The organism is Streptomyces sp. NBC_01477, assembly GCF_036227245.1.
In the GTDB taxonomy this organism is placed as follows: Bacteria; Actinomycetota; Actinomycetes; order Streptomycetales; family Streptomycetaceae; genus Actinacidiphila.
In genome coordinates, this window is record NZ_CP109445.1 from 2,686,229 (window position 1) to 2,711,952 (window position 25,724).

The following is a 25,724-nucleotide window of genomic DNA, read 5'->3' on the forward strand; positions in this document are numbered from 1 at the left end:
TCGACGCCCGGGGCGGGAGACGCCAACCCCTTGCCGTCGCCCGCTCCGGGCCGCCGGTCCTGGTACCTCAGGGCCGGCTTCCCGGTGGCGAAAACCAGGTGAAGCGTGTCAGTGGGCAACCGTAGTGTCAGGAGTGATGCCTGCCACGACCCCTGACCCCGCGCCCGCCGCCCGCCCGCGGTCCTCGATCCGCTCACTGCTGCGGCTGTGGCCGTACGTCCGGCCGATCCGTGGACGGCTGGCGTCGTCGGCGGTGGTCGGCATGGTCGCCTCCAGCGTGGGACTGCTGATCCCGCTGGTGCTCAAGTGGCTGGTGGACGGCCCGGTCACCGACCACGACCCGTCCGGGGTGTGGCTCGGCGGCGGCCTGGTGCTGCTGCTCGGGCTGCTGGAGGCGCTGCTGTTCGGGCTGCGGCGCTGGCTGGTGGCCCGGCCGCTGGCCGGGGTCGAGGCGTCGATGCGCGCCGACCTCTACCAGCGGCTGCAACGGCTGCCGGTGGCCTTCCACGACCGGTGGGCGTCCGGGCAGCTGCTCTCCCGGGCCGTCACCGACCTCCAGATCCTGCGGATGTTCCTGGCCTTCCCGCTGGTCTTCCTGTTCGTCAACACCACCACGCTGCTGATCGGCTTCGGCATCCTGCTCGGCCAGAGCCCGCTGCTGACCGTGGTGCTGCTCGGCCCGGCCGTCCCGCTCATGGTGCTGTCCTCGCGCTTCGAGAAGCGGTACGCGCTGGCCGCCAGGCGCGCCCAGGACCAGGCGGGCGACCTGGCCACCCTGGTCGAGGAGTCGGTGCTCGGCGTCCGGATCATCAAGGCCTTCGGGCGGCACCGCAGCCAGTCGCAGGCCTTCCACCGCCAGGCCCACGAGCTGCGCGGCACCGAACTGCACAAGGCGCGGCTGCTGTCGAACCTGTGGGCCATCATCATGACCCTGCCCGAGCTGGCCATCGGCGTCGCCCTGGTGATCGGCGTCCTCCAGGTCTCCGACGGCAAGCTCTCGGCCGGGACCCTGGTGGCCTTCCTGTCCACGGCGCTGGCCCTGCGCTGGCCGGTGGAGTCGATCGGCTTCCTGCTGGCCATGACCAATGAGGCCGCCACCGCCGCGGACCGCTACTTCGAGCCGATGACCACCCCCGGCGCGGAGGGCGCCGAGCCGGCGGTGCAAGCCACCCCCGCGGCCGCGGCGGACGCGGGGCGGGGGGACGGGCTGCGGATGGAAGGGGTCGCGTTCCGGTATCCCGACGCGGTGGCGGGGAGCGCCGCGGTGCTCGACGGGGTGGACCTGCACATCAGGTCGGGCGAGACGATGGCGCTGGTCGGCGCCACGGGGTGCGGGAAGACCACGCTGACCGCGCTGGTGCCGCGGCTGCACGAGCCGACCGCCGGGCGGATCACCCTGGACGGCACGGACACCGCGGGGCTGCCGGTCGAGCGGCTGCGCGCACTCGTCGCGGTGGCCTTCGAGGAGCCCACCCTCTTCTCCGCGACCGTACGGGAGAACGTGGCGATGGGCGCCGGACCGGACGGCGCGGGCGAGGCGGAGGTGCTGCGGGCGCTGGACATCGCCCAGTGCGGCTTCGTGCACGCGCTGCCCGACGGCCTGGACACCCAGGTCGGCGAGCAGGGCCTGAGCCTGTCCGGCGGTCAGCGGCAGCGGCTCGCGCTGGCCCGCGCGGTCGTCGGGCGCCCGCAGTTCCTCATCCTGGACGACCCGCTGTCCGCGCTCGACGTGCACACCGAGGCCCTGGTCGAGGCGGCGCTGCGCGATGTGCTGCGGGAGACGACCGCGCTGGTCGTGGCGCACCGGCCGTCGACCGTACAGCTCGCCGACCGGGTGGCGCTGCTGTCCGGCGGGCGGATCACCGCGGTCGGCACCCACCCGGAGCTGCTGCGGGACAACGCCGAGTACCGCCACCTGATGTCGGGGCTCACCGAGCCGGAGACCGGCACCGCGCAGTCCGCGCCCGTGGAGCCCCTGGAGAGGAGCGACGCCCGATGACGTCCGCCACCGAGCAGCAGCTCAGCGGCCCCGAGGAAGCCGGCCCGCAGCGGGCGGCCCCCGCGGCGGCGCCGGGCGGGCCCGACGCCTTCGACCTGGACCGGCTGCCCGCGCCCAAGAACGCCCAGGTGCTGCTGCTGCGTTCGCTGCTGCGCCCGCACACCCGGCGGGTCTGGCTGGCCTCGGTCCTGCTGCTGGTCCAGCAGGCGGCGGTGCAGGCCGGCCCGCTGCTGGTGGCGTACGCCATCGACAACGCGATCCCCCAGGTGCGCGACGGCCGGCACGGCGCGCTCATCGCGGTGGCCTGCGCGTATCTGGGCTGCGGGATCGCCGCCGGCGCGCTCCAGCGCGTCTTCATCCGGGTCGCCGCGCTGATCAGCCAGGACGTGCTGATCGAGCTGCGCGCCCGGATGTTCCGGCACGCCCAGTCGCTCAGCCTGGACTTCCACGAGCGCTACACCTCGGGCCGGCTGATCGCCCGGGCCACCTCGGACGTCGAGTCGATCAGGGAGCTGCTCACCGACGGCCTGGAGGAACTGATCGAGGTGGCGCTCTCGATGGTCTACATCTCGGTGCTGCTGGTCTTCCTCGACTGGCGGCTCGGGCTGGTCGCGCTGGTGTCGTACCTGCCGCTGTACGTGGCGGTCCGCGGCTTCCAGCGCCGCTCGATGGTCGCCTACCGCCGGCGCTCCACCGCCATCGCGGCGGTCATCGTGAAGTTCACCGAGACGATGAACGGCATCCGCCCGGTCAAGGCCTTCCGCCGCGAGGTGCCCAACGACACCGCCTTCGGCGAGCTGAACGACCGGCAGTGCCGGGCGAACGGCGACGCGATCCTGGAGATGGCCCGCTACGTCACCATCTCCCGGCTGCTGGCCAACGTCACCGTCGCCGGGATCGTGGTGTGGGGCGCGTACCGGGTGGCGGGCGGCGGCATGGCGCTCGGTGTGCTCGCCGCGTTCGTGCTGTACCTGCGGCGGCTCTACGACCCGATCGACCGGCTGGGGATGTTCCTGAACTCCTACCAGTCGGCGGCGGCCTCGCTGGAGAAGATCGCCGGGCTGCTCGCCCAGACGCCGACCGTGCCCGCGCCCGAGCACCCGGTCGCGCTGCCGCCGACCGCCGACGGGCGGCCGGGGCGCGAAGTGGTCTTCGACCGGACCCGGTTCGGCTACCGCACCGGCGGCGAGGTGCTGCCCGCCTTCGACCTGCGGCTGCCGGCCGGGCAGACCCTCGCGGTGGTCGGCGCGACCGGCGCGGGCAAGTCCACCCTGGCCAAGCTGCTGGCCAGGTTCTACGACCCGACCGGCGGGCGGGTGCTGCTGGACGGGGTCCGGCTGAGCGACCTGTCGCAGGCCGACCTGCGGCGCGGGGTGGTCATGGTGACGCAGGAGGCGTTCCTCTTCTCCGGCACCGTCGCGGACAACATCACCATCGGCCGCCCCGACGCGACCCGCGAGGAGGTCGAGGCCGCGGCCCGGGCGATCGGCGCGCACGACTTCATCGTGTCGCTGCCCGACGGCTACGACACCGACGTGCGCAAGCGCGGCGGCCGTATCTCGGCCGGGCAGCGCCAGCTGGTCGCGTTCGCCCGCGCCCTGCTGGCGGACCCGGGCGTGCTGATCCTGGACGAGGCGACGTCCTCGCTGGACGTCCCCGGTGAGCGCGCCGTCCAGCACGCCATGCGGACGGTGCTCAACGGGCGTACGGCCGTGGTCATCGCGCACCGCCTGTCCACGGTCGCGATCGCCGACCGCGTCCTGGTGATGCGCGACGGCCGTGTCATCGAGGACGGCACACCCGCGGAACTCATCGCCAGGAAGGGCCATTACGCGGAGCTGGACGCGGCCTGGCGGGACGGTCTGGCGTGACCCCGCCGCCGCCGGCCGCCGCGAGGCGGCGCTCGTAGTCCAGGCGGGCGCCGATCTCACGGGGTGTCTCGCGGACCAGGACGGCCGCCAGCGACCGGCCCAGGATGTAGGCGACCAGGGCGGGGAGGACCGGGGACAGCAGGACGGCCAGGCCCCGGTTGCCGAAGCCGCGCGCGGCCGACCTGCCGGCCGAGCGCCGCCCGGCGGCCACCTCCTCCGGGCTGACCGGCACGGCCCCGGCCCGGCGCTGCCCGACCCACCCGGCGGCCAGGGCCACCGCGGCGGCGGCGCCCTCCAGCACATGGACGACGACCCGCGCCCCGGCCGGGAGGACCGAGACGAAGCCCAGGTAGAGCGCGGTCCCGATCGCGCCGACCAGGGCGACGAAGAGCAGCGTGCACAGCGCGAGCACTCCCCGCCGCACCCCGTAGCCGAAGCCGCGGTCCAGCCAGCTCGTGCCGAGGACGGGCAGCGCGAAGGGCTCGACGGCGGCCCCGCCGGGACCGCCCGGGCCGCCGGTTCCGTGCCCGGGCTCAGAGCCAGCCGGTGGCATGGTGCCAGACCGACTTCCCTGCATTGCTGACGCCCTTCGCCGTGCCGACCGCCAGATCCTTCATGTCCCCGCCGGTGTTCTTGGTGACGTTCCAGGTGCCGTCCGCGACGCCCGCGATCACTCCGTGGTCGTGGATGTCCTCGCTCCAGTGCTCGTGGAAGGCCTCGTCCGCGAAATACCCTACGCCGACGAAGACCGCGCCCGCGGTGGCCGCCGTCGCCGTCACGCCGAGGCCGATGCCGATCTCCGGGGCCGCCGCGACCACGGCCGCGCCGGCCGCGAGGCCGACCAGGCCCGCGCCGACGTCGACAGTCACCGAGTGCGCCCAGGACCAGCCTTTGTCGTGGTCCTCCTTGGCCTCCACCAGGCCGATGGCGGTGACCGCGGCGATGTCCACCACCGGGATCTCCTTGAGGAACTCCGGTGCGCCCTCGACCAGCTTCACGCCCTGGAGCGCGTCGGCGAGCTTGTAGTTGAGCACCCGGTCGAACGGCAGGAAGTCGCTGCCGTTCCTGCTGGCGGCGACCTCGGCGTCCAGCGCGTCGATCTGGGTGCCGAGCCGCTGGTACTCGCCCTTGAGCCGGAAGGCCTTGGGGAGGTCGGCCTCCGCGGTGCGGAACTTGGCCTCCTCGTCCTTCATCGCCTTCAGGGCCGCTTCGTGCTTCTTCTCGGCCTCGTCGAGCTTCTTGCCCGCGTCGAGGCCGAGCTTGCGCTCGTCGTCGGCCTTGGAGGTCCACAGCGCCCGCAGGTAGTCGGCGACGACGATCTTGTCGCCCTTGCCCATCGACGTGTCCGGGTCGAGGGAGTCGTAGAGCGCGTTGAGCGTCTTGGCGCAGGCGATACGGGCCGCCTGCGCCTTGTGCATGATCTCGTTGTGGACACCGGCGTATTCGTTGAGGTCGCCGATGGCCTTCTGGTCCGCGGCACTCGGCGGATCGGCGGTCATCATCGTGCCGGGGGCGCCGTTCGGGCCGAGCGGTACGCCCTTGCCCGCCGCGACGTCCGCGGCGTTCTGGAGGGCGCTGTTGGCTCCGGTCAGCGCGTGGGCGAGGGTGGTGAGGGCCTCGCCCGTCGCCTTGACGAGTTCGGCGAAGCCGCCGGCCGCTATCGAGTCCTCGGACCAGCGGGCGCGGAATTCCTCGGCCGCGTCGCCCTTCCAGCCCGCGTCGGAGACCAGCGTCTCGACGCCTTCGCCGAGCGGTTTGACGACGCCTTCGAGGAGTTCCTTGGCCCCGGTCAGGGTGGTGCCCATGGTGTGCAGGCCGCCGAGGTCGGCGCCGATCCAGCTGTCACTCATCGGGCATCAGGTCCTCGAACAGTCCGTGCACGTCGATGTCGTGCCGTTGGTACGAGCCGTGGGCGTAGTCCAGGCCGTTGGCGTGCTCCTCGATGCGCCCGGCGAGCTTGGCGTGCAGGCCCGCGATGGCGTCCATGATCGAGGCGATGGCGTCGTCCAGGCCCGCGTCGCCGGACTCGGCGATCGGCGGGGCGACGTTCACCTTGAGCGCGGCGTAGTTCGCCGCCTGGGTGTGGAAGGTCGAGGCCATGCCCGCCAGGTCGGCCAGGACGACGTTGTACCCGGCGCTCACGTCCGTACCGCCTCGGTGTAGTCGCGGAGGTTCTCCGCGGTCCAGTACGGCTGCGTGCCGGGCCGCAGGACCGGGTCGACCTTGAGGTGGCCGAAGCCGTTGCGCCGCATCAGCTCGGCGAACGGGCCCGCGGGCAGCGCGATCCACGGCTGGTTCTCGCCCAGCGCGCCGACCAGGGCGTCCAGGGTGGTGAAGGCCACCGGGACCGCCGAGCCGGTCCGCGGCTCGGTGAGGAATTCGAAGCCGACACCCGGCGCCAGCTCGGGGTCCGCGGGATACCGGGGATGGGCCGGTACGAAGAGCCGGGTGTCCGGGGCGAGTTCGGTCTGTCCGGTGCCCTCCGCAGCACCGGACAGACCGAACTCGCCGGACAGTTCTGATATTCGTGACATCTCCACCTCGATTTTCGGCCACGCTGGCGCGGACCCGTACCCGCCGCCGCCGCGGCAACTGTAGACAGCGGAGGAGACACGTCCGCACGAATGGCCGGGAACGTCCGTATTCCACGCCGTCAAAGAACCGGCAAACTTCTTGCGGGTGCAACACGGTTCTCACATCTGACCGTTATGCGGACGCCACTCTCCGGACACCGAACGAATTTCAGCCAAGTTGGGACCACGGCACTGACATGAACAAGTAAAGAGTGCCACTCTGTGGCCGGTTCCACAGCAACACCACAGCTCTACCCGGGCGGATCACCAACCCCACCCGCCCGGACTGTCACCGGCCGCGCACCCCCGCGGCCGCCGCAGAAGGAGTGACGAGTGGCACGATCCCCCCGTACGGCCCGTACGGCAGTAGCCGCCGGCGCGCTGATCGCCGGCGCGGCGATGCTCGCCGTGACGCTGCCGGCCGGCACCGCGGCGGCTGAACCCGCCGCGCAGACCGGCGCGTCGGCCCAGGCCGCGACTACCCACGCGCAGCCCAGGCCGGGCGCGCTCCCCGCCTCGCTGACCCCCGCTCAGCAGGCCGGGCTGACCTCCCAGGCACAGTCGGAGGCGGCGACGACCGCGTCGTCGCTGCACCTCGGCGCCCAGGAGAAGCTGGTCGTCAAGTCGGTGTCCCAGGACGCCGACGGCAGCACCCACACCCGCTACGAGCGTACGTTCCAGGGACTGCCGGTGCTCGGCGGCGACCTGATCGTGCACCAGAGCCCGCTCGGCGCGACCACCGGCGTGGACAAGGCGACCAACGCCTCGATCGCGGTGGCCTCGACGACCGCGGTCAAGAGCGCCGACTCGGCGAAGTCCTTCGCCCTGACCCGCGCCAAGGCCGACGGCGCCAAGGCCCCGGTGGCGGCCAACTCGCCGCGCAAGGTGGTCTGGGCGGCGTCCGGCACCCCCGTGCTCGCCTGGGAGTCGGTGATCGGCGGCCTCCAGGAGGACGGCACCCCCAACCAGCTGCACGTGATCACGGACGCCACGACCGGCGCGAAGCTCTTCGAGTACCAGGGCATCGAGACCGGCGTCGGCAACAGTGAGTACAGCGGCCAGGTGAACATCACCACCACACTGTCGGGCAGCACCTACCAGCTGCTGGACAACACCCGCGGCGGCCACAAGACGTACAACCTGAGCCACGCCACGTCCGGGACCGGCACGCTGTTCACCGACCCCGACGACACCTGGGGCGACGGCAACGGCGCCACCGCGCAGACCGCGGGCGTGGACGCCGCCTACGGCGCCCAGGAGACCTGGGACTTCTACAAGAACACCTTCGGGCGCAACGGCATCGCCAACGACGGGCGGGCGGCGTACTCCCGGACGCACTACGGCAACTCGTACGTCAACGCCTTCTGGGACGACTCCTGCTTCTGCATGACCTACGGCGACGGCAGCGGCAACACCCACCCGCTCACCGCGCTGGACGTCGCGGGCCACGAGATGAGCCACGGCGTCACCGCCAACAGCGCGGGCCTGAACTACTCGGGTGAGTCCGGCGGCCTGAACGAGGCGACGTCCGACATCTTCGGCACCGGCGTGGAGTTCTACTCCAACACCGCCACCGACCCGGGCGACTACTTCATCGGCGAGAAGATCGACATCAACGGTGACGGCTCCCCGCTGCGGTACATGGACAAGCCCAGCAAGGACGGCAGCTCGAAGGACAACTGGTCCTCCAGCCTCGGCGGCCTGGACGTCCACTACTCCTCGGGTCCGGCCAACCACCTGTTCTACCTGCTCTCCGAGGGCAGCGGCGCCAAGGTCGTCAACGGGGTCAGCTACAACAGCCCGACCTACGACAACCTGTCGGTGCCCGGCATCGGCCGGGACAACGCGCTCAAGCTCTGGTACAAGTCGCTGACCGAGCGCTTCACCTCGACCACCAACTACGCGGCGGCCCGTACCCAGTCGCTCCAGGCGGCGGCCGACCTGTGGGGCGCGAACAGCGCCACGTACAACACGGTGGCCAACACGTGGGCCGCGATCGGCGTCGGCAGCCGGGTGACCACCCCGTCCGGCGTGACGGTGACCAACCCGGGCAACCAGTCCACCAAGGTGAGCACCGCGGTCAGCCTGCAGATCCAGGCCAGCAGCACCAACGGCGGCGCCCTGACCTACACCGCCACCGGCCTGCCCCCGGGCCTGACGATCAACGCCTCGACCGGCGTGATCTCCGGCACCACCTCGGCCACCACCGGTAGCTACAGCGTGACGGTGACGGCCAAGGACTCCACCAACGCGACCGGGACGGCGTCCTTCACCTGGACGATCACCAGCACCACCGGCGGCTGCACCGCCGGCCAGCTGCTGGCCAACCCCGGCTTCGAGAGCGGCGCCGTCAGCTGGACCGCGTCCACGGGCGCGATCGACAACAGCACCGACGCCCCGGCCCACTCCGGCTCCTACAAGGCCTGGCTGAACGGCTACGGGACCACCCACACCGACACCCTGTCCCAGTCGGTGACCATCCCCGCCACCTGCACCAGCGCCACCTTCACCTACTACCTCTACATCTCCAGCAGCGAGACCAGCACCACCACCGCCTACGACAAGCTCACCGTCGCAGCCGGCAGCACCACCCTGGCCTCGTACTCCAACATCAACAAGGGCACCGGCTACGTCCAGCGGTCCGTCAGCCTGGCCCCCTACATCGGCCAGACCGTCACCCTGAAGTTCACCGGAACCGAGGACTCCTCCCTGGCGACCTCCTTCCTGATCGACGACACCGCCGTCAACGTCAGCTGACGTGACGCAGCACCGCTGATCCGCCCGAACGGCGGAACACGCCCGGGCCGGCCGTCCACGGCCGGCCCGGGTGGCGTCGGGTGGCGATCTGCTAGAGTGAGCGTTGCTGCAGTTGTGGTACCCAGAACTTTGCGTGCGCCTGGATGATTGCGATCCCCGGGCGCACTTTTGTTTTTGCCGGAGTTCTCCGGTGTGGGGTGATCATCTACGGCGACCCGGATCCGTACAGTGCGGATCTGGAAACTGCCCCACCAGTAGGAGATGGATATGGCTACCGGAACCGTGAAGTGGTTCAACTCGGAAAAGGGCTTCGGCTTCATCGAGCAGGACGGCGGCGGCTCCGACGTCTTCGCCCACTACTCGAACATCGAGTCGCAGGGTTACCGCGAGCTGCTCGAGGGCCAGAAGGTCGAGTTCGAGGTCACCCAGGGCCAGAAGGGTCCGCAGGCGGAGAAGATCCGGGCGCTCTGACCGGCGTCACCGGGCCGCCGCGCCCGGTCTTGGGAGGCCCGCACCGCACGGTGCGGGCCTCTCGCATGCAGCCGCCGCACCGGCGGCCCGAGGAAGGAAACGCCCGTGTCACCTGTGTCGCCCGTCACGCTCTTCTCCCAGCTGCCGCTGGACCCGGCGCTGGTCGCCGCCCTCGAAGCCCACGGGGTGACCGAGCCGTTCCCGATCCAGGCCGCCACGCTGCCCGACTCGCTGGCCGGGCGGGACGTCCTCGGCCGCGGCAGGACGGGCTCGGGCAAGACCCTGGCGTTCGGGCTGCCGCTGCTGAGCAGGACCAGGGCCGCCGGGCGGAAGGCCGAGCCCAGGCGCCCGCTGGCGCTGGTGCTGGTGCCGACGCGTGAGCTGGCCGGGCAGGTGACCGAGGCGCTCGACCCGTACGCGAAGGTGCTGGGGCTGCGGATCACCGCGGTCGTCGGCGGCGCGTCGATCAACCGGCAGACCGCCGCGCTCAAGGCCGGCGCCGAGGTGCTGGTCGCGACGCCCGGGCGGCTCGCGGACCTCATCGAGCGGCGGGCCTGCGCGCTCGACCGGGTCGCGGTGACCGTACTGGACGAGGCCGACCAGATGGCCGACATGGGCTTCCTGCCGCAGGTCACCCGGCTGCTGGAGCAGGTGCAGCCCGGCGGTCAGCGGATGCTGTTCTCGGCCACCCTGGACCGCAATGTGGACAAGCTGGTCAAGCGGTTCCTCGACGCGCCGGTCACCCACTCGGTGGACCCCTCGGCGGCCACCGTCACCACCATGGAGCACCACGTGCTGCATGTGGACGAGGCCACCAAGCGCGCGGTCACCGCGGAGATCGCCGCCCGCAAGGGCGGGGTGATCATGTTCGTCGGCACCAAGCGCGGCGCCGACCGGCTCACCAAGCACCTGCTCGGCCAGGGCGTGCGGGCGGTGGCGCTGCACGGCGGCAAGTCGCAGCCGCAGCGCAACCGGGCGCTCGACCAGTTCCGCACCGGCACCGCCGACGCGCTGATCGCCACGAACGTCGCCGCCCGCGGCATCCACATCGAGGGCCTCGACATGGTCGTCAACGTCGACCCGCCGACCGAGGCCAAGGACTACCTGCACCGCGGCGGCAGGACCGCCCGCGCGGGCGAGTCCGGGACCGTGATCACCCTCGTGCTGCCCGAGCAGCGGCGGGAGAACGCCCGGCTGATGGCCCAGGCCGGGATCAGGCCGGCCACCGCCAGGGTCCGCCCCGGCGACCCGGACCTGGTCCGGATCACCGGCGCCCGCAAGCCGTCGGGCACGCCGGTCGCCATGCCGGTGGCGGAGCAGCCGGCCCCGGCGGCGAGGACCACCGCCGCGGCCACGCCGCCGCGCCGCCGTACCGGCAACCCGGCCGGGCGCAGGACAGGACCGGGCGCCGCCGCGGGCCGGGGCGGCGCGGCGGGCCGCCGCGCCCGCGGCTCCCGCGCCGCCTGACCCCGGCGGGGCCTACCGCAGGATGCCCGCGGTCATGCCCGCGGCCTCCGGCGGGACGGCCACCAGCCCGAGTTCCGCCGAGGTCGCCAGCAGGGAGTGGGCGGGCAGCACCCGGACCGTGTAGCCGAAGGAGCCGATGCGGTCCAGCGTGAGCGGCCCCTCGTAGGAGTGCCGGCCGGAGATGTCGGGCCGACCGGTGCACTTGAGGGACACCACGGTCGGGTTGGCGAGCCGGTCGGCGGCGTCGACCTGCCCGGACAGCAGCTGGACGTCGACGTCGGCCGGGTCGAGGCCGCCCAGGCTGATCTGGGTGCGCAGGGTGAGGGTGGAGCCCAGCTCGGGGGTGCCCTCGACGGAGTCGGTCTCCACATGGTCCACCGACACCTGCTGCCACTGCCTGCGTACCCGGCGCTTCCACTCGGCCAGCTCGACCGCGGCGGGGCCCTGTATCGCCCGGTGCGAGCGCCCGGCGGGGGCGTAGAGCCGGTCGACGTAGTCCCGCACCATCCGGCCGGCCAGCACCTTGGGGCCGAGCGTGGCCAGGGTGTGCCGGACCATCTCGACCCAGCGCTGCGGCAGGCCCTGCGAACCGTGGTCGTAGAAGCGCGGGGCGACCTGGTTCTCCAGCAGGTCGTAGAGGGCGGCGGCCTCCAGCTCGTCGCGCCGGTCCTCGTCGGCGATGCCGTCGGCGGTGGGGATCGCCCAGCCGTTGTCGCCGTCGAACCACTCGTCCCACCAGCCGTCCAGCACCGACAGGTTGAGGCAGCCGTTGAGCGCGGCCTTCATACCGGAGGTGCCGCAGGCCTCAAGGGGGCGCAGCGGGTTGTTGAGCCAGACGTCGCAGCCGGGGTAGAGCATCCGGGCCATCCGGATGTCGTAGTCGGGCAGGAAGACGATGCGGTGCCGCACCCGGGGGTCGTCGGTGAAGCGCACCAGCTCCTGCACCAGCCGCTTGCCGCCGTCGTCGGCCGGGTGCGCCTTGCCCGCGACCACGATCTGGATCGGCCGCTCCGGGTGCAGCAGCAGCTCGGTGAGCCGGTCCTGGTCGCGCAGCATCAAGGTGAGCCGCTTGTAGGAGGGGACCCGGCGGGCGAAGCCGATGGTGAGGATGTCGGGGTCCAGGACGCTGTCGGTCCAGCCGAGTTCGGCGTCGCCCGCGCCGCGCTGCCGCCAGGAGGCGCGCACCCGGCGGCGTACGTCGTCGACGAGCTGCTCGCGCAGTTCGCGGCGCAGCTCCCAGACCGCGGTGTCGGGGATGCCGCCGATCGCCTCCCAGCGGTCGGTGCCGCCGATCATCAGCGCGTCCTCGGCGCGCTGCGCACCGATCTGCTTGGCGCTGAGCCGCAGCACCTCCGGGGCGACCCAGGTGGGGGCGTGCACCCCGTTGGTGATGGACGTGATGGGTACGTCCTCGGGGTCGAAGCCCGGCCACAGCCCGGCGAACATCTCCCGGCTGACGGCGCCGTGCAGGGTGGACACGCCGTTGGCGCGCTGGGCCAGGCGCAGGCCCATGAGGGCCATGTTGAACAGGTTCGGGTCGCCGCCCCGGTGGGTCTCCATGCCCAGTTCGAGGATCCGCCCGGTGTCGACGCCTGGCAGTTCGCCGTCGTCGCCGAGGTGGCGGGCGACCAGTTCGCGGTCGAAGCGGTCGATGCCGGCCGGCACGGGGGTGTGGGTGGTGAAGACGGTGCCGGCCCTGACCGCTTCGAGCGCCGCGTCGAAGCTGAGGCCTTCCAGCGACAGTTCGCGGATGCGCTCCAGGCCGAGGAAGCCGGCGTGGCCCTCGTTGGTGTGGAAGACCTCGGGCTCGGGGTGGCCGGTGATCCGGCAGTACGCGCGGACCGCGCGGACCCCGCCGATGCCCAGCAGCATCTCCTGGAGCAGCCGGTGCTCGCTGCCGCCGCCGTAGAGCCGGTCGGTGACGTCGCGCTCCGCGGCCTGGTTGCCCTCGACGTCGGAGTCGAGCAGCAGCAGCGGCACCCGGCCGACCTGGGCCTTCCAGATCCTGGCGCTCAGGGTCCGGCCGCCGGGCAGGGCCAGGCTCGTCTTCGCGGGCGAGCCGTCGGCCTCGCGCAGCGGGGTGAGGGGCAGCGAGTTGGGGTCGAGCACCGGGTACTGCTCCTGCTGCCAGCCCTCGCGGGAGAGGGTCTGGCGGAAGTAGCCGTGCCGGTAGAGCAGGCCGACGCCGATCAGCGGGACGCCGAGGTCGCTGGCGGCCTTGAGGTGGTCCCCGGCGAGGATGCCGAGGCCGCCGGAATACTGGGGCAGGGCGGAGGTGATCCCGAACTCGGGTGAGAAGTAGGCGATGGCGGCGGGCAGGTCGGACTGTTCCTGATACCAGCGGGGGCCGCCGGTGTAGTCGGCGAGATCCTCCGCTGCCGCGCTGAGGCGGCGCAGGAAGCGCCGGTCGCCGGCCAGCGCGGCGAGCCGGTCCTTGGCGACCGTGCCGAGCAGCCGTACGGGGTCGCCCTGGGCTGCCCGCCAGCCCTCGGGGTCGACACTCTGGAAAAGCTCCCTGGTCTCCTGATGCCACGACCAGCGGAGATTTTGGGCCAGACCCCCCAGCGGGCGCAGAGGTTCCGGCAGGACGGTGCGCACGGTGAATCGACGGATAGCCTTCACCCTTCGACCGTAGCCCGGCTGGCCCTTGGCCCGCCGGTAGAGTCCACGATCCGGTGGCTCAAACGCTCGAACGGCGGCTCACAGGAGTGAGCGTGATCAGTGTGCGAGCGCGGGCGCGTTCAGCCGTGTGTACACGAGGCGGCCGGCACATGTCGTGCAGGTACCGGGCGTGCCGGGCCGCCGGTCAGGACCTCCAAGGCCTGCCGGGAAACGGTGCGCAAGTCGTCGGCGGATGCGATCCTGATGGCTTGAATCACACGGCCCGCGGGGAGCACAACTGCGGCTCCTTGTCCGCCTTGGGCGTACGCGGGGGCGCAGTCGGGGGCGCGCGCGGGGGTACGAACCCGGACCGGACGGGACGCCCCGGGCGCGCCCGCGCCGCCGGGTCCGCTGGCGCGGCGGGGGCGCGGATCAGAGCACTCGGGGCGCGCTCCCGAAACGAGGTCAGGCCGTGCGTGTCGCGCGTAGACCCGGGGCAGGCTCCCCGGTGCACGACACCCGAACGGACTGTTTCGCCCCAGCGGGGGTACCCGTACGGCCCTGTCACCGCCACCCGGGTGGATACGGGTGGCCGCGGCCACCCAGACAGGCCGACAACGCCAAGAACAGGTAAAAAGAGCGGAAGTCGTCGTCCCGTACCCAGCGCTGTCAGGTGAGGAAATGATCGGTCGTATTCCCGTTCTCGATGTCAGGCCACTGGTGGACTGCGGTCGCCGGCCGGCCAAGGCAGTGGTGGGCGAGAGTTTTGAAGTGACGGCGACAGTGTTCCGCGAGGGCCATGACGCGGTCGCCGCCAATGTGGTGCTGCGCGACCCGGCGGGCCGCTCCGGCCCATGGACCCCGATGCGCGAGCTGGAGCCCGGCACCGACCGCTGGGGGGCCAGGATCACCCCCACCGCGGAGGGCCGCTGGTCGTACACGGTGGAGGCCTGGTCGGACCCGGTGGCGACCTGGCGGCACACGGCGGGCATAAAGATCCCGGCGGGCATCGACACCGGGCTGGTGCTGGCCGAGGGCGCGCAGCTGTACGAGCGGGCCGCGGCCGGGGTGCCCAAGAGCGACGGGCGGGCCGCGGTGCTGGCCGCGGTCGACGCGCTGCGGGACACCGCACGGCCGGTCGCGGCCCGGCACGCGGCGGCGCTGACGCCCGAGGTGGTCGCGGTGCTCGACCGCTTCCCCTTGCGCGAGCTGGTCAGCGCCTCACGGCCGCTGCCGCTGCATGTGGAGCGGGAGCGGGCGCTGTTCGGGTCCTGGTACGAGTTCTTCCCGCGCTCGGAGGGCGCGGTGGTCCGCGAGGGCGCCCCGCCGCGGCACGGCACCTTCCGTACCGCCGCCGAGCGGCTGCCCGCGGTGGCCGCGATGGGCTTCGACGTGGTCTACCTGCCGCCGATCCACCCGATCGGCTCAGCCTTCCGCAAGGGCCGCGACAACAGCCTGACGGCGGGTCCTGACGACGTGGGCTCGCCGTGGGCGATCGGCTCGCCCGAGGGCGGGCACGACGCGATCCACCCGGACCTGGGCACGATGGACGACTTCGACCACTTCGTCGCCAAGGCCAAGGACCTGCGGCTGGAGATCGCGCTGGACTTCGCGCTGCAGTGCTCCCCGGACCATCCGTGGGTGGCCAAGCACCCGGAGTGGTTCGCGCACCGGGCCGACGGCACGATCGCGTACGCGGAGAACCCGCCCAAGAAGTACCAGGACATCTACCCGGTGGCCTTCGACGAGGACTTCCCCGGCATCGTCCGCGAGACGCTGCGGGTACTGCGGCACTGGATGGCGCACGGGGTGCGGATCTTCCGGGTCGACAATCCGCACACCAAGCCGGTGGTCTTCTGGGAGAAGGTGATCGCCGACATCAACCGTACGAATCCCGAGGTGATCTTCCTGGCCGAGGCCTTCACCCGCCCGGCCATGATGAGCACGCTGGGGCAGATCGGCTTCCAGCAGTCGTACACCTATTTCACCTGGCGTACGGGCAAGGACGAGCTGACCGCCTACATGCGGCAGCTGAGCGGGGAGACCGCCGCCTGGATGCGGCCGAACTTCTTCGTGAACACCCCCGACATCCTGCACGGCTATCTGCAGAACGGCGGCCGGCCGGCGTTCGAGGCCCGGGCCGTGCTCGCGGCGACCCTGTCCCCCAGCTGGGGGGTCTACGCGGGCTTCGAACTGTGCGAGGCGGACCCCGCCACACCCGGCAGTGAGGAGTATCTGCACTCGGAGAAGTACGAACTGCGGCCGCGCGACTGGGCGGCGGCCGAGGCCGAGGGGCGCTCGCTGGCCCCGCTGATCACCACGCTCAACCGGTTGCGCCGCCGTCATCCGGCGCTCCAGCAGCTGCGGGACATCACATTCCACCCGGTGGACAACGACGCGATGCTCGCCTACTCCAAGCGCCGCGGCGACGACGTCGTACTGGTGGTCGTCAACCTGGACCCGTTCCACACCCAGGAGGCGACCGTCTCGTTGAACATGCCGGAACTCGGCCTCTCCTGGCACGAGTCCTTCCCGGTGCGCGACGCGCTCACCGGTGAGACCTACCACTGGGGCAGAGACAACTATGTGCGCCTTGAACCGGGCCGCGCGCCCGCGCACGTCCTGTCGCTGCGACCGTCTCCATCGATCGGAGGGTCACTCAGTTGATCGTCAACGAACCCGTCCCTGACACCTTCGAGGACACCCCTGCCAAGGACCGTGATCCCGACTGGTTCAAACGGGCGGTGTTCTACGAAGTCCTCGTTCGCTCCTTCCAGGACAGCAACGGCGACGGTGTCGGCGACCTGAAAGGCATCACCGCCAAACTCGACTATCTGCAATGGCTGGGCGTCGACTGCCTCTGGCTGCCGCCGTTCTTCGCCTCACCCCTGCGCGACGGCGGCTACGACGTCGCCGACTACACCGCGGTCCTCCCCGAATTCGGCGACCTGGCCGACTTCGTGGAGTTCGTGGACGCCGCGCACCAGCGCGGCATGCGCGTGATCATCGACTTCGTCATGAACCACACGAGCGACCAGCACGAGTGGTTCCAGCAGTCCCGCAGCGACCCCGAAGGTCCCTACGGCGACTACTACACCTGGGCCGACGACGACAAGCAGTTCCCCGACGCCCGGGTCATCTTCGTCGACACCGAGACGTCGAACTGGACCTTCGACCCGGTGCGCAAGCAGTACTACTGGCACCGCTTCTTCTCCCACCAGCCGGATCTCAACTACGAGAACCCGCGGGTGCAGGAGGAGATCCTGGCCGCGCTGCGCTTCTGGCTGGACCTCGGCATCGACGGCTTCCGGCTCGACGCGGTGCCCTACCTGTACCAGCAGGAGGGCACCAACTGCGAGAACCTGCCGCGTACGCACGACTTCCTGAAGAAGGTGCGCGCCGAGATCGACGCGCAGTACCCGGACACGGTGCTGCTGGCCGAGGCCAACCAGTGGCCCGAGGACGTCGTCGACTACTTCGGCGACTTCCGCAAGGGCGGCGACGAATGCCACATGGCCTTCCACTTCCCGGTCATGCCGCGCATCTTCATGGCGGTACGGCGCGAGTCCCGCTACCCGGTGTCGGAGATCCTGGCCAAGACCCCGGCCATCCCCGACACCTGCCAGTGGGGCATCTTCCTGCGGAACCATGACGAGCTGACCCTCGAAATGGTCACCGACGAGGAACGCGACTACATGTACGCGGAGTACGCCAAGGACCCGCGGATGCGGGCCAACATCGGCATCCGCCGCCGGCTCGCGCCACTGCTCGACAACGACCGCAACCAGATCGAGCTGTTCACCGCTCTGCTGCTGTCCCTGCCCGGCTCGCCCATTCTCTACTACGGCGACGAGATCGGCATGGGCGACAACATCTGGCTGGGCGACCGGGACGCCGTGCGCACCCCGATGCAGTGGACGCCCGACCGCAATGCCGGGTTCTCCTCCAGCGACCCCGGACGGCTCTACCTGCCGACCATCATGGACCCGGTCTACGGCTACCAGGTCACCAATGTCGAGGCGCAGATGAGCTCACCCAGCTCGCTGCTGCACTGGACCCGGCGGATGATCGAGATCCGCAAGCAGAACCGCGCGTTCGGCCTGGGCTCGTACACCGAGCTGCCGTCCAGCAACCCGGCCGTGCTGGCCTTCCTCCGGGAGGACGGCGACGACCTGGTGCTCTGTGTGAACAACTTCTCCAGGTTCGCCCAGCCCACCGAGCTGGACCTGCGCCGCTACGCGGGCCGGCACCCGGTGGAGCTGATCGGCGGGGTGCGCTTCCCGGCGATCGGCCAACTGCCGTATCTGCTGACGCTGGCGGGGCACGGCTTCTACTGGTTCCGGCTGCGCCGCAACCCGTCATGACGGCGGGGGGCCGGTCGGTCCCGGCCCCCCGTGCCCGAAGCACCCCGAGGAGCGCGCCCGAGTAGCGGGCCTGACGCACCTTTGGCAGTATCCGAAAGGTATCCAGCCGCTTCCTGGCGTAACCGGACTTTCCCGGACGTACCCCGATCGCAACAGGACAGGCTTCGCCAAGCCGGCCACCCGACCGGTGCGCGAAGTGGCAACCGGAACGTTACGCGGGCGGGCCGTACGGCGGTTTCCTGTCACCCGCCCGGGGCAGGCTCCCCGTGTCGCCGGACAGCCCGAACCCGTCATCCGGGAGGCTGGCGCCCCTGCCGCTCGACGATGCGGCCGGGTGCGCGACTCCCCGGGGAAAGGACGCCATGTCGGACAGCTCCTGGACCCGTGTTCCCCGCGTGCCCTCAGCCCCTTCCGCCACCCCGACCACCTCCACCAGCGCACCGGCCGGCGCCGCCTCTTCCGCGGCTCCGGCACCGTCAGCGCCGCCGCCGCTCGCCGAGCGCGACGCGGCGCCCGGACTGCTGCGCTCGCTCGAACCGCTGCTGCGCGGCTGGCTGCCCCGGCAGCGCTGGTTCGCCGGCAAAGGCCTGCCGATCAGCGGCTTCCGACTGGCCTCGGCCACCGAGCTGATGCCGCCCGGCGGCCGGCTCGGACCGCTGGGGCTGGTGCACGTGCTGGTCGACGTCGAACAGCCGGGGCGGCCCGCCGACTGCTACCAACTGCTGCTCGGCGCGCATCCGCTGCTGCCGTCCGCGCTGGTGCGCACCGCGCTCGGCCCGGCCGTCGGCGGCCCCTACGACGGCCTGACGCTCTACGACGCCCCGCACGACCCCCGGCTGGCCGCGCTGCTGCTGGAACGCCTCCAGCTGCCGGGCCGCACCGGGCGGCTGCGCTTCACCACCGAGCCGCACGCGGACTTCCCGCCGGGGCTGACCCCGCGGGTGTCCACCGCCGAGCAGTCCAACACCTCCGTGGTCTACGGCGACGCCTACATCCTCAAGCTCTTCCGCCGCGTCTCCCCCGGCACCAACCCCGACCTGGAGCTGTCGCTCGCCCTGGCCAGGGCGGGGTCGCGGCGGGTCGCGGAGCCGGTGGCGTGGTTCGAGTCGCTGGAGCCGGGCCCCGGGCCCGCCGCGGAGGAGCCCACCACGCTCGGCGTGCTCCAGCGCTTCCTGCCCGGCTCGTCCGACGGCTGGGCGCTGGCCCTGGCCTCGGTCGCCGAGGACGGCGACTTCCGCGCGGAGGCCGCGGCACTGGGCCGCGCCACCGCCGAGGTGCACGCGTCGCTCGCCGCCGCGCTGCCGGCACGGGCGCTGGGCGGGGAGGCGCTGGAACGTATCGCCTCAGGCATGGCACGGCGTCTCGACGAGACCGCCGCCGAGGTGCCCGCGATACGCCCCTACGCCGACGCGCTGCGGGCCGCGTTCGACGACCTGGCCAAACTCGGCGCCGTCACGCTCCCGGGCCACGCGGTCACCGCCCAGCGCATCCACGGCGACCTCCACCTCGGCCAGGCGCTGCGCGGACCCGGCGGGGAGTGGGTGCTGATCGACTTCGAGGGCGAGCCGGCCCGCCCGCTGGCCGAACGCCGCATGCCGGCGCCGCCGGTGCAGGATGTGGCCGGCATGCTGCGGTCCTTCGACTACGCCGCCCACCACAGCGGGAACGGCCCGTGGGCGGCCAGGCACCGGGACGCCTACTGCACGGGCTACGCTGCCGTCTCGGGCACCGATCCGCGCGAACAGCCCGTGCTGATACGGGCCTTCGAAACGGACAAGGCCGTCTACGAGGCCCGTTACGAGGCGCGCCACCGGCCCGCCTGGCTCCCGATCCCGCTGTCCGCGCTGGCCCGGCTGGCCACCGCCCTGCCGCAATGACGCGCAAGCGGTCGGCGCGGCCGACCCCGAATCCGACCCTGCCGCCGCCGTCGCCGGCACCGAACCCGCCCGTACCGCCCGAGGAGAAGCCGCCCGTGAACCCCGAACCGAACCCCGCGAGCGGCGCCCTCCCCGAGGCCGCGGCCCGCGGCTACGACGCCAGCACCCCCCACCCGGCCGCTTCGGGCTCCGCCCCGAAGTCCCCGGGCCGGGAGGCGCAGGATCGGCCCGCGCCGGAGGACGCCCCAAAGGGGCGCGGGGAACTGCGCGACCAGCCCACCACCGGCCGGCGGCCCGCGAACGACAGCACCACCCCCACCCGGCCGCCGACAACCCGCGCCGCCGCGCCGGCCGAGCCGCCCGCCCGCCCGGAGGACGCCCCAAAGGGGCGCGGGGAACTGCGCGACCAGCCCACCACCGGCCGGCGGCCCGCGAACGACAGCACCACCCCCACCCGGCCGCCGACGCCCCGCGCCGCCGCGCCGGCCGAGCGCGCGGTTCCCCGCGCCCCTGCGGGGCTCGGCCCGGACCGCGAGGGCACCCGTCCGGCGGCGGGGCGTGCCCCGGAGCACGACGGCACCCGCCCCGCGGCGGGGCTCGGCTCGGAAGAGGCCGCCGCCCCGGAGGGGAACGGCAGCCTCGGCGGGGAGGACCGCCGGCGGCTGCTGAGCGGGGAGCACCACGACCCGCACGCCGTGCTCGGCGCGCACCCCGAGAAGAACGGGGTCAGGGTGCGAGCCCTGCGCCCCTACGCCCGCGCCGTCGCGGTCGTCCTCGGCGACCACCGCGTGGACCTCGCCCCGGAGGGCGACGGCCTGTTCTCCGCCCTGCTCCCGCAGAGCGCCCTCACGGACTACCGCCTGGCGGTGACGTACGAGGACGGCGAGCACCTGCTCGACGACCCCTACCGCTTCCTGCCCTCGCTCGGCGAGCTGGACCTCCACCTCATCGGCGAGGGCCGCCACGAACAGCTCTGGAAGGCGCTCGGCTCGGAGCCGATGACCCACGGCGGCGTCACCGGCACCCGTTTCGCCGTGTGGGCGCCCAACGCCCGCGGCGTCCGCCTCGCCGCCGACTTCACCTTCTGGGACGGCACCTCGCTGCCGATGCGCTCGCTCGGCGGCACCGGCGTGTGGGAGCTGTTCGTGCCGGGCATCGGCCCCGGCACCGCGTACAAGTACGAGATCACCCGCCCCGACGGCTCGCACGGCATGAAGGCCGACCCGATGGCCCGGAAGACCGAGGTGCCGCCGGCGACCGCCTCGATCGTGACGGACTCGGCCTACGAGTGGCAGGACGCGGACTGGATGGCGCACCGCGCGGACACCCCGGTGCACCGCGCGCCCTTCTCGGTCTACGAGGTGCACCTGCCGTCCTGGCGCCCCGGTCTGAGCTACCGCGAGCTGGCCGAGCAGCTGCCCGCCTACGTGGCCGATCTCGGCTTCACACACGTGGAGTTGATGCCGGTCGCCGGGCACCCCTTCAGCGGCTCGTGGGGCTACCAGGTCACCTCGTACTACGCCCCGATGCCGGGTCTGGGCTCGCCCGACGACTTCCGGCACCTGGTGGACGCGCTGCACCGGGCCGGTATCGGCGTGATCATGGACTGGGTGCCCGCGCACTTCCCGAAGGACGAATGGGCGCTGGCGCGTTTCGACGGTGAGCCGCTGTACGAGCCGGCCGACCCGCGGCGGGCCGAGCACCCGGACTGGGGCACCCTGGAGTTCGACTTCGGCCGTACCGAGGTGCGCAACTTCCTGGTCGCCAACGCCGTGTACTGGTGCGAGGTCTTCCACATCGACGGGCTGCGGGTGGACGCGGTCGCCTCGATGCTCTACCTCGACTACTCGCGCGAGGGCGGCGACTGGCTGCCCAACATCCACGGCGGCCGGGAGAATCTGGACGCAGTGGCCTTCCTCCAGGAGATGAACGCCACCGTCTACCGCCGCTGCCCCGGCGTCATCACCATCGCCGAGGAGTCCACCGCCTGGGACGGCGTCACCCGCGCCACCCACCACGTGGGCCACACCGGCTTCGGCGGCCTCGGCTTCGGCCTGAAGTGGAACATGGGCTGGATGCACGACTCGCTCGGCTACATCAGCCATGAGCCGGTCTACCGCAAGTACCACCACAACGAGATGACGTTCTCGATGGTGTACGCGTACAGCGAGAACTACGTGCTGCCGATCTCGCACGACGAAGTCGTCCACGGCAAGGGCTCGCTGGTCGGCAAGATCCCCGGCGACTGGTGGCAGCAGCGCGCCACCGACCGCGCGTACCTCGCGTTCATGTGGTCCCACCCGGGCAAGCAACTGCTGTTCATGGGCCAGGAGTTCGCCCAGGGCGCGGAGTGGTCGCACGAACGGGGCCTGGACTGGGGGCTGGTGGACCCGGCCTATCCGGCGGGCGCCGACCACCGCGGGGTGCGCGACCTGGTGCGCGAGCTGAACACGGTCTACACCACCACTCCCGCGCTGTGGCAGTGCGACACCGAGCCCGGCGGGTTCGAGTGGATCGAGGGCGGCGCGGCCGAGGACAACGTCCTGGCCTTCCTCCGCTTCGACGCGGCGGGCGAACCGCTGCTGTGCGTCAGCAACTTCTCCCCCGTCGTACGCGACGGCTACCGCCTCGGCTCCCCCTCCGCGGTGTGGACGCCGGCGCTCAACACCGACGAGGCGCGGTTCGGCGGCAGCGGGGTGCAGCTCCCGGACCAGATCAAGACCGAGGCGACCCCCTGGCAGGGCCGCCCGCACAGCCTGACCCTGACCCTCCCCCCGCTGTCCACCGTCTGGCTCCGCCCGGACCACGGCTGACACCGGCCGTCCGGCGCCGGGTGCCCGCCACCCGGCGCCGGACATCGGCGCACCGGCCGCCGGGGGGACCTCTTCCTCGCAGGAAGAGGTCCCCCCGGCGGCCGGACGCATGCAACGCCGAAGCGGCGGGGACAATCCCCGCCGCTTCGGCGTTGCTTCAGGTGCTTCGTACGCGCGGGCCGGTCAGCGGCGCGAGCGGGACCGCGACCGGGACCTTGACCGGGACCTTGACGGGGCGCGCGAGTCGCCGAAGAAGATGCGGTAGGCGATCAGCAGGACCAGCGAGCCGGCGATGGCCGCCAGCCAGGTCTTGCCGTCGTAGAAGTCGTGCGGAATCGGCTTGTCGAGCAGCTTCGACGACAGCCATCCGCCGAGCAGGGCGCCGACGAAGCCGATGACCGCCGTGCCGAACACACCGCCGGGGTCGCGTCCCGGCAGGATGAGTTTGGCTATGGCGCCGGCGAGAAGTCCCAGAACGATCCATCCGATAATGCCCATGCCCATCGCCTTCCCCTGACTCGTCGTGACATACCTGTTCGAACGGCGCCCAGCCGGGCCTCAGTCGCGCCGGTCGGTGTGCCGGTAGCCGAAGGGACCCGGCAGGTCCGCCGAGGTGGTGCGCCGGCCGCTGGTCGACCAGGTGCGGTGGGCGCCCTTGCGCCCGACGGTTATCGAGAGCGACTTGCGGTTCACGTTGACCCGCACGCCGGGCAGTATGTGGAACGACTTGCGGAATGTCACTGGCATGGAGGCCTCCCGAGGTTGTGAGGTGACCTGTGCCCGCATCCCGGCGTTTCACCGCCGTCCGGCGTGAATTGACGGGAACTCACGCCGGACGGGCCGGCTAGAAGACCGACTCGGCCTCGTGCATGCGGTCCTCGGGGACCGTCTTGAGGTAGGTGATCGCGTCGGCCAGCGGGACCATGTCGATACGGGTGCCGTGCAGCGCGGTCATGTGCCCGAAGGCGCCCTTGTGGGCGGCCTCCACCGCGTGCCAGCCGAAGCGGGTGGCCAGGACCCGGTCGTATGCGGTGGGGACGCCGCCGCGCTGGACGTGGCCGAGGATGACGGGCCTGGCCTCCTTGCCGAGCCGGCGTTCGAGCTCGAACGCGAGGGTGGTGCCGATGCCGTTGAAGCGCTCGTGGCCGTACTTGTCGATCTCGCCGACGCCGTAGTCCATCGTGTCCCTGGCCGGGTGGGCGCCCTCGGCCACGCAGATGACGGCGAATTTCTTGCCGCGGGCGAACCGCTCGGTGACCAGGGCGACCAGGTCGGCGGGGTCGAAGGGGCGCTCGGGCACGCAGATGCCGTGGGCGCCGCCGGCCATGCCGGCCTCCAGGGCGATCCAGCCGGCGTGCCGGCCCATCACCTCGACGACCATGACCCGCTGGTGGGACTCGGCGGTGGTCTTGAGGCGGTCGATCGCCTCGGTCGCGACGGTGACCGCGGTGTCGAAGCCGAAGGTCCGGTCGGTGCCGTTGATGTCGTTGTCGATGGTCTTGGGGACGCCGACGACGGGCATCCCGGCGTCGGACAGCATCCGGGCGGCGGTCAGGGTGCCCTCACCGCCGATCGGGATGAGGACGTCGATGCCGTAGCGCGAGCACAGCTCGTCGGCGTTGTCCGCGGCCTCGCGCAGCCGGCCGCGTTCCAGCCGGGCGGAGCCGAGTATGGTGCCGCCGCGGGCCAGGATGCCACTGACGGAGTTCAGGTCGAGCGGGCGGAAGCGGCCTTCGAGCAGACCGACGAAACCGTCCTCGAAACCGATGACCTCGTCCGTGTGACCGGTCAGCGCGCGGTGGACGACCGACCGGATGACGGCGTTGAGACCGGGGCAGTCGCCGCCGGCGGTGAGGACTCCGATACGCATGAGCGGGCGTCTCCAGGGAAGGGGGTCAGGGGCTGCGCGGGATCAGTGTGCTCTCGGTGATCCGGCCTGCCACATAGTCGTTCACATTGCGCAGCGTCGCCGCCACGATCTCCTCGACGGCGTCCACCGTGTAGTACGCCTGGTGCGAGCTGATCAGCACGTTGGTGAAGGTCAGCAACCGGGCCAGGACGTCGTCGGTCATCACTTCCAGCGATTTGTCGTAGAAGAAGACGCCGGCCTCCTCCTCGTAGACGTCGAGGCCGACCGCGCCGAGCCGGCCGTCGCGGAGGGTCTCGACCAGGGCGGTGGAGTCGATGAGGGCGCCGCGGCTGGTGTTGATCAGGATCGCGTCCTCCTTCATCTCGGCCAGCCGCCGGGCGCCCACCAGGTGATGCGTGGACGGCATGAGCGGGACATGCAGGGTGAGAAGGTCGGCTTCCCGGAAGAGCCTGTCCAACTCGACGTATTGCATGCCGAGTTCTTCGCACGCGGGGTTCGGGGTGATGTCCCAGCCGAGCAGCCGCATGCCGAAGCCGCGGGCGATCGCGGTGAAGGCGGTGCCGATCCTGCCGGTGCCGATGACGCCGGCGGTGCGGCCGTGGAAGTCCCGGCCGAGCAGCCCGTCGAGCCGGAAGTCGAAGTCCCGGGTGCGGCCCGCGGCCCGCACGATCCGGCGGTTGAGGGCCAGCGCGAGGGTCCAGGCGAATTCGGCGACGGAGTACGGGGAGTAGGCGGCGACCCGGGCGACGGTCATGCCCAGGCGCTCGGCGTGGGCGAGGTCGATGTTGTTGTAGCCGGTGGAGCGCTGGGCGATCAGCCGGGTGCCGCCGCGTACCAGGGCCTCCAGGACCGGCGCGTCCAGGACCGCGTTGACGCTGGTGGAGACCGCCTCGTAGCCGGCGGCCAGCGGCAGCGTGTCGGCGGTGAGGAAGGTTTCGAGGCAGCGGATCTCGTGCCGCCCGGCAAACGCGGCCTCCAGCAGGGGCCGCTCGTCGCGCTGCACTCCGGTGGCCAGGACGTCCATCCCGCGGCCCTCCTCGCTTCGCTCGCCTATCACTCTA

The 25,724-nt window shown here is 71.9% G+C and carries 18 protein-coding genes; 9 read left to right on the plus strand and 9 right to left on the minus strand.

Annotated elements, in window-relative coordinates:
- Positions 1-136: 136 nt before the first annotated feature.
- Complete coding sequence (locus OHA86_RS10770) at positions 137-1,999, plus strand: ABC transporter ATP-binding protein (RefSeq protein WP_329174492.1); 1,863 nt, start codon at positions 137-139, stop codon at positions 1,997-1,999.
- Positions 1,996-3,870 carry an ABC transporter ATP-binding protein gene (locus OHA86_RS10775; RefSeq protein WP_329174494.1) on the plus strand — a complete coding sequence of 625 codons (1,875 nt, stop codon included), beginning with the start codon at positions 1,996-1,998 and terminating at the stop codon, positions 3,868-3,870. The genes OHA86_RS10770 and OHA86_RS10775 overlap by 4 nt, the downstream gene beginning before the upstream one ends.
- Here the strand turns inward: OHA86_RS10775 and OHA86_RS10780 are convergent.
- From OHA86_RS10780 to OHA86_RS10795, 4 genes are read right to left on the minus strand one after another with little or no spacing between them, the layout of a single operon-like run.
- A complete protein-coding gene (locus tag OHA86_RS10780; RefSeq protein ID WP_329174496.1) occupies positions 3,809-4,423 on the minus strand; it encodes a hypothetical protein in 615 nt (204 codons plus the stop codon). The two genes, OHA86_RS10775 and OHA86_RS10780, sit on opposite strands and share 62 nt — an antisense overlap.
- Positions 4,404-5,720, minus strand: a complete 1,317-nt coding sequence (locus tag OHA86_RS10785) for a WXG100 family type VII secretion target (protein WP_329174498.1) — start codon at positions 5,718-5,720, stop codon at positions 4,404-4,406. The genes OHA86_RS10780 and OHA86_RS10785 overlap by 20 nt, the downstream gene beginning before the upstream one ends.
- Entirely contained in the window at positions 5,713-6,012 is a 300-nt protein-coding gene (locus OHA86_RS10790) for a DUF6317 family protein (RefSeq protein WP_329174500.1), read from the minus strand. The genes OHA86_RS10785 and OHA86_RS10790 overlap by 8 nt, the downstream gene beginning before the upstream one ends.
- Positions 6,009-6,404: an SAV_915 family protein gene (locus OHA86_RS10795; RefSeq protein WP_329174502.1), complete on the minus strand. Its 396-nt coding sequence runs from the start codon at positions 6,402-6,404 to the stop codon at positions 6,009-6,011. Before OHA86_RS10795 ends, OHA86_RS10790 begins: the two co-directional genes overlap by 4 nt.
- A gap of 438 nt (positions 6,405-6,842) precedes the next feature.
- Here OHA86_RS10795 and OHA86_RS10800 point away from each other — a divergent pair, with 438 nt between their 5' ends.
- From OHA86_RS10800 to OHA86_RS10810, 3 genes are all read left to right on the plus strand, one after another.
- The gene (locus tag OHA86_RS10800) at positions 6,843-9,200 is read left to right on the plus strand and encodes a M4 family metallopeptidase (RefSeq protein ID WP_329182354.1); all 2,358 of its coding nucleotides are present in this window, start codon (positions 6,843-6,845) and stop codon (positions 9,198-9,200) included.
- A gap of 267 nt (positions 9,201-9,467) precedes the next feature.
- A complete protein-coding gene (locus OHA86_RS10805; protein ID WP_329174503.1) occupies positions 9,468-9,671 on the plus strand; it encodes a cold-shock protein in 204 nt (67 codons plus the stop codon).
- A 105-nt stretch (positions 9,672-9,776) separates the two neighbouring features.
- Positions 9,777-11,138 carry a DEAD/DEAH box helicase gene (locus OHA86_RS10810; RefSeq protein ID WP_329174505.1) on the plus strand — a complete coding sequence of 454 codons (1,362 nt, stop codon included), beginning with the start codon at positions 9,777-9,779 and terminating at the stop codon, positions 11,136-11,138.
- Between the two features lie 12 nt (positions 11,139-11,150).
- On the opposite strand, the gene glgP is transcribed toward OHA86_RS10810, so the two are convergent.
- Positions 11,151-13,760: an alpha-glucan family phosphorylase gene (glgP, locus tag OHA86_RS10815; protein ID WP_329174506.1), complete on the minus strand. Its 2,610-nt coding sequence runs from the start codon at positions 13,758-13,760 to the stop codon at positions 11,151-11,153.
- A 660-nt stretch (positions 13,761-14,420) separates the two neighbouring features.
- On the opposite strand from glgP, the gene OHA86_RS10820 reads away from it, so the two are divergent.
- The 4 genes from OHA86_RS10820 (at position 14,421) to glgB (ending at position 22,793) form a co-directional block, all read left to right on the plus strand.
- Positions 14,421-16,406 (plus strand): alpha-1,4-glucan--maltose-1-phosphate maltosyltransferase, encoded by a 1,986-nt coding sequence (locus OHA86_RS10820; protein ID WP_329174508.1) that lies wholly within the window; start codon positions 14,421-14,423, stop codon positions 16,404-16,406.
- Positions 16,403-18,103 (plus strand): maltose alpha-D-glucosyltransferase, encoded by a 1,701-nt coding sequence (gene treS, locus OHA86_RS10825; protein WP_329174510.1) that lies wholly within the window; start codon positions 16,403-16,405, stop codon positions 18,101-18,103. The genes OHA86_RS10820 and treS overlap by 4 nt, the downstream gene beginning before the upstream one ends.
- Before the next feature lie 362 nt (positions 18,104-18,465).
- On the plus strand, positions 18,466-19,980 hold the full coding sequence (locus OHA86_RS10830; protein ID WP_443071694.1) for a maltokinase N-terminal cap-like domain-containing protein: 1,515 nt from the start codon (positions 18,466-18,468) through the stop codon (positions 19,978-19,980).
- Positions 19,981-20,075: 95 nt separating this feature from the next.
- Complete coding sequence (gene glgB, locus OHA86_RS10835; protein ID WP_443071695.1) at positions 20,076-22,793, plus strand: 1,4-alpha-glucan branching protein GlgB; 2,718 nt, start codon at positions 20,076-20,078, stop codon at positions 22,791-22,793.
- 183 nt (positions 22,794-22,976) lie between these two features.
- On the opposite strand, the gene OHA86_RS10840 is transcribed toward glgB, so the two are convergent.
- The 4 genes from OHA86_RS10840 to OHA86_RS10855 form a co-directional block, all read right to left on the minus strand.
- Positions 22,977-23,291 carry a GlsB/YeaQ/YmgE family stress response membrane protein gene (locus OHA86_RS10840; protein WP_329174512.1) on the minus strand — a complete coding sequence of 105 codons (315 nt, stop codon included), beginning with the start codon at positions 23,289-23,291 and terminating at the stop codon, positions 22,977-22,979.
- A gap of 60 nt (positions 23,292-23,351) precedes the next feature.
- The gene (locus OHA86_RS10845; RefSeq protein ID WP_329174514.1) at positions 23,352-23,540 is read right to left on the minus strand and encodes a DUF4236 domain-containing protein; all 189 of its coding nucleotides are present in this window, start codon (positions 23,538-23,540) and stop codon (positions 23,352-23,354) included.
- Positions 23,541-23,637: 97 nt separating this feature from the next.
- Positions 23,638-24,663 (minus strand): ATP-dependent 6-phosphofructokinase, encoded by a 1,026-nt coding sequence (locus tag OHA86_RS10850; RefSeq protein ID WP_329174516.1) that lies wholly within the window; start codon positions 24,661-24,663, stop codon positions 23,638-23,640.
- Positions 24,664-24,688: 25 nt separating this feature from the next.
- Positions 24,689-25,687 (minus strand): 2-hydroxyacid dehydrogenase, encoded by a 999-nt coding sequence (locus OHA86_RS10855; RefSeq protein ID WP_329174517.1) that lies wholly within the window; start codon positions 25,685-25,687, stop codon positions 24,689-24,691.
- Positions 25,688-25,724 lie beyond the last annotated feature (37 nt).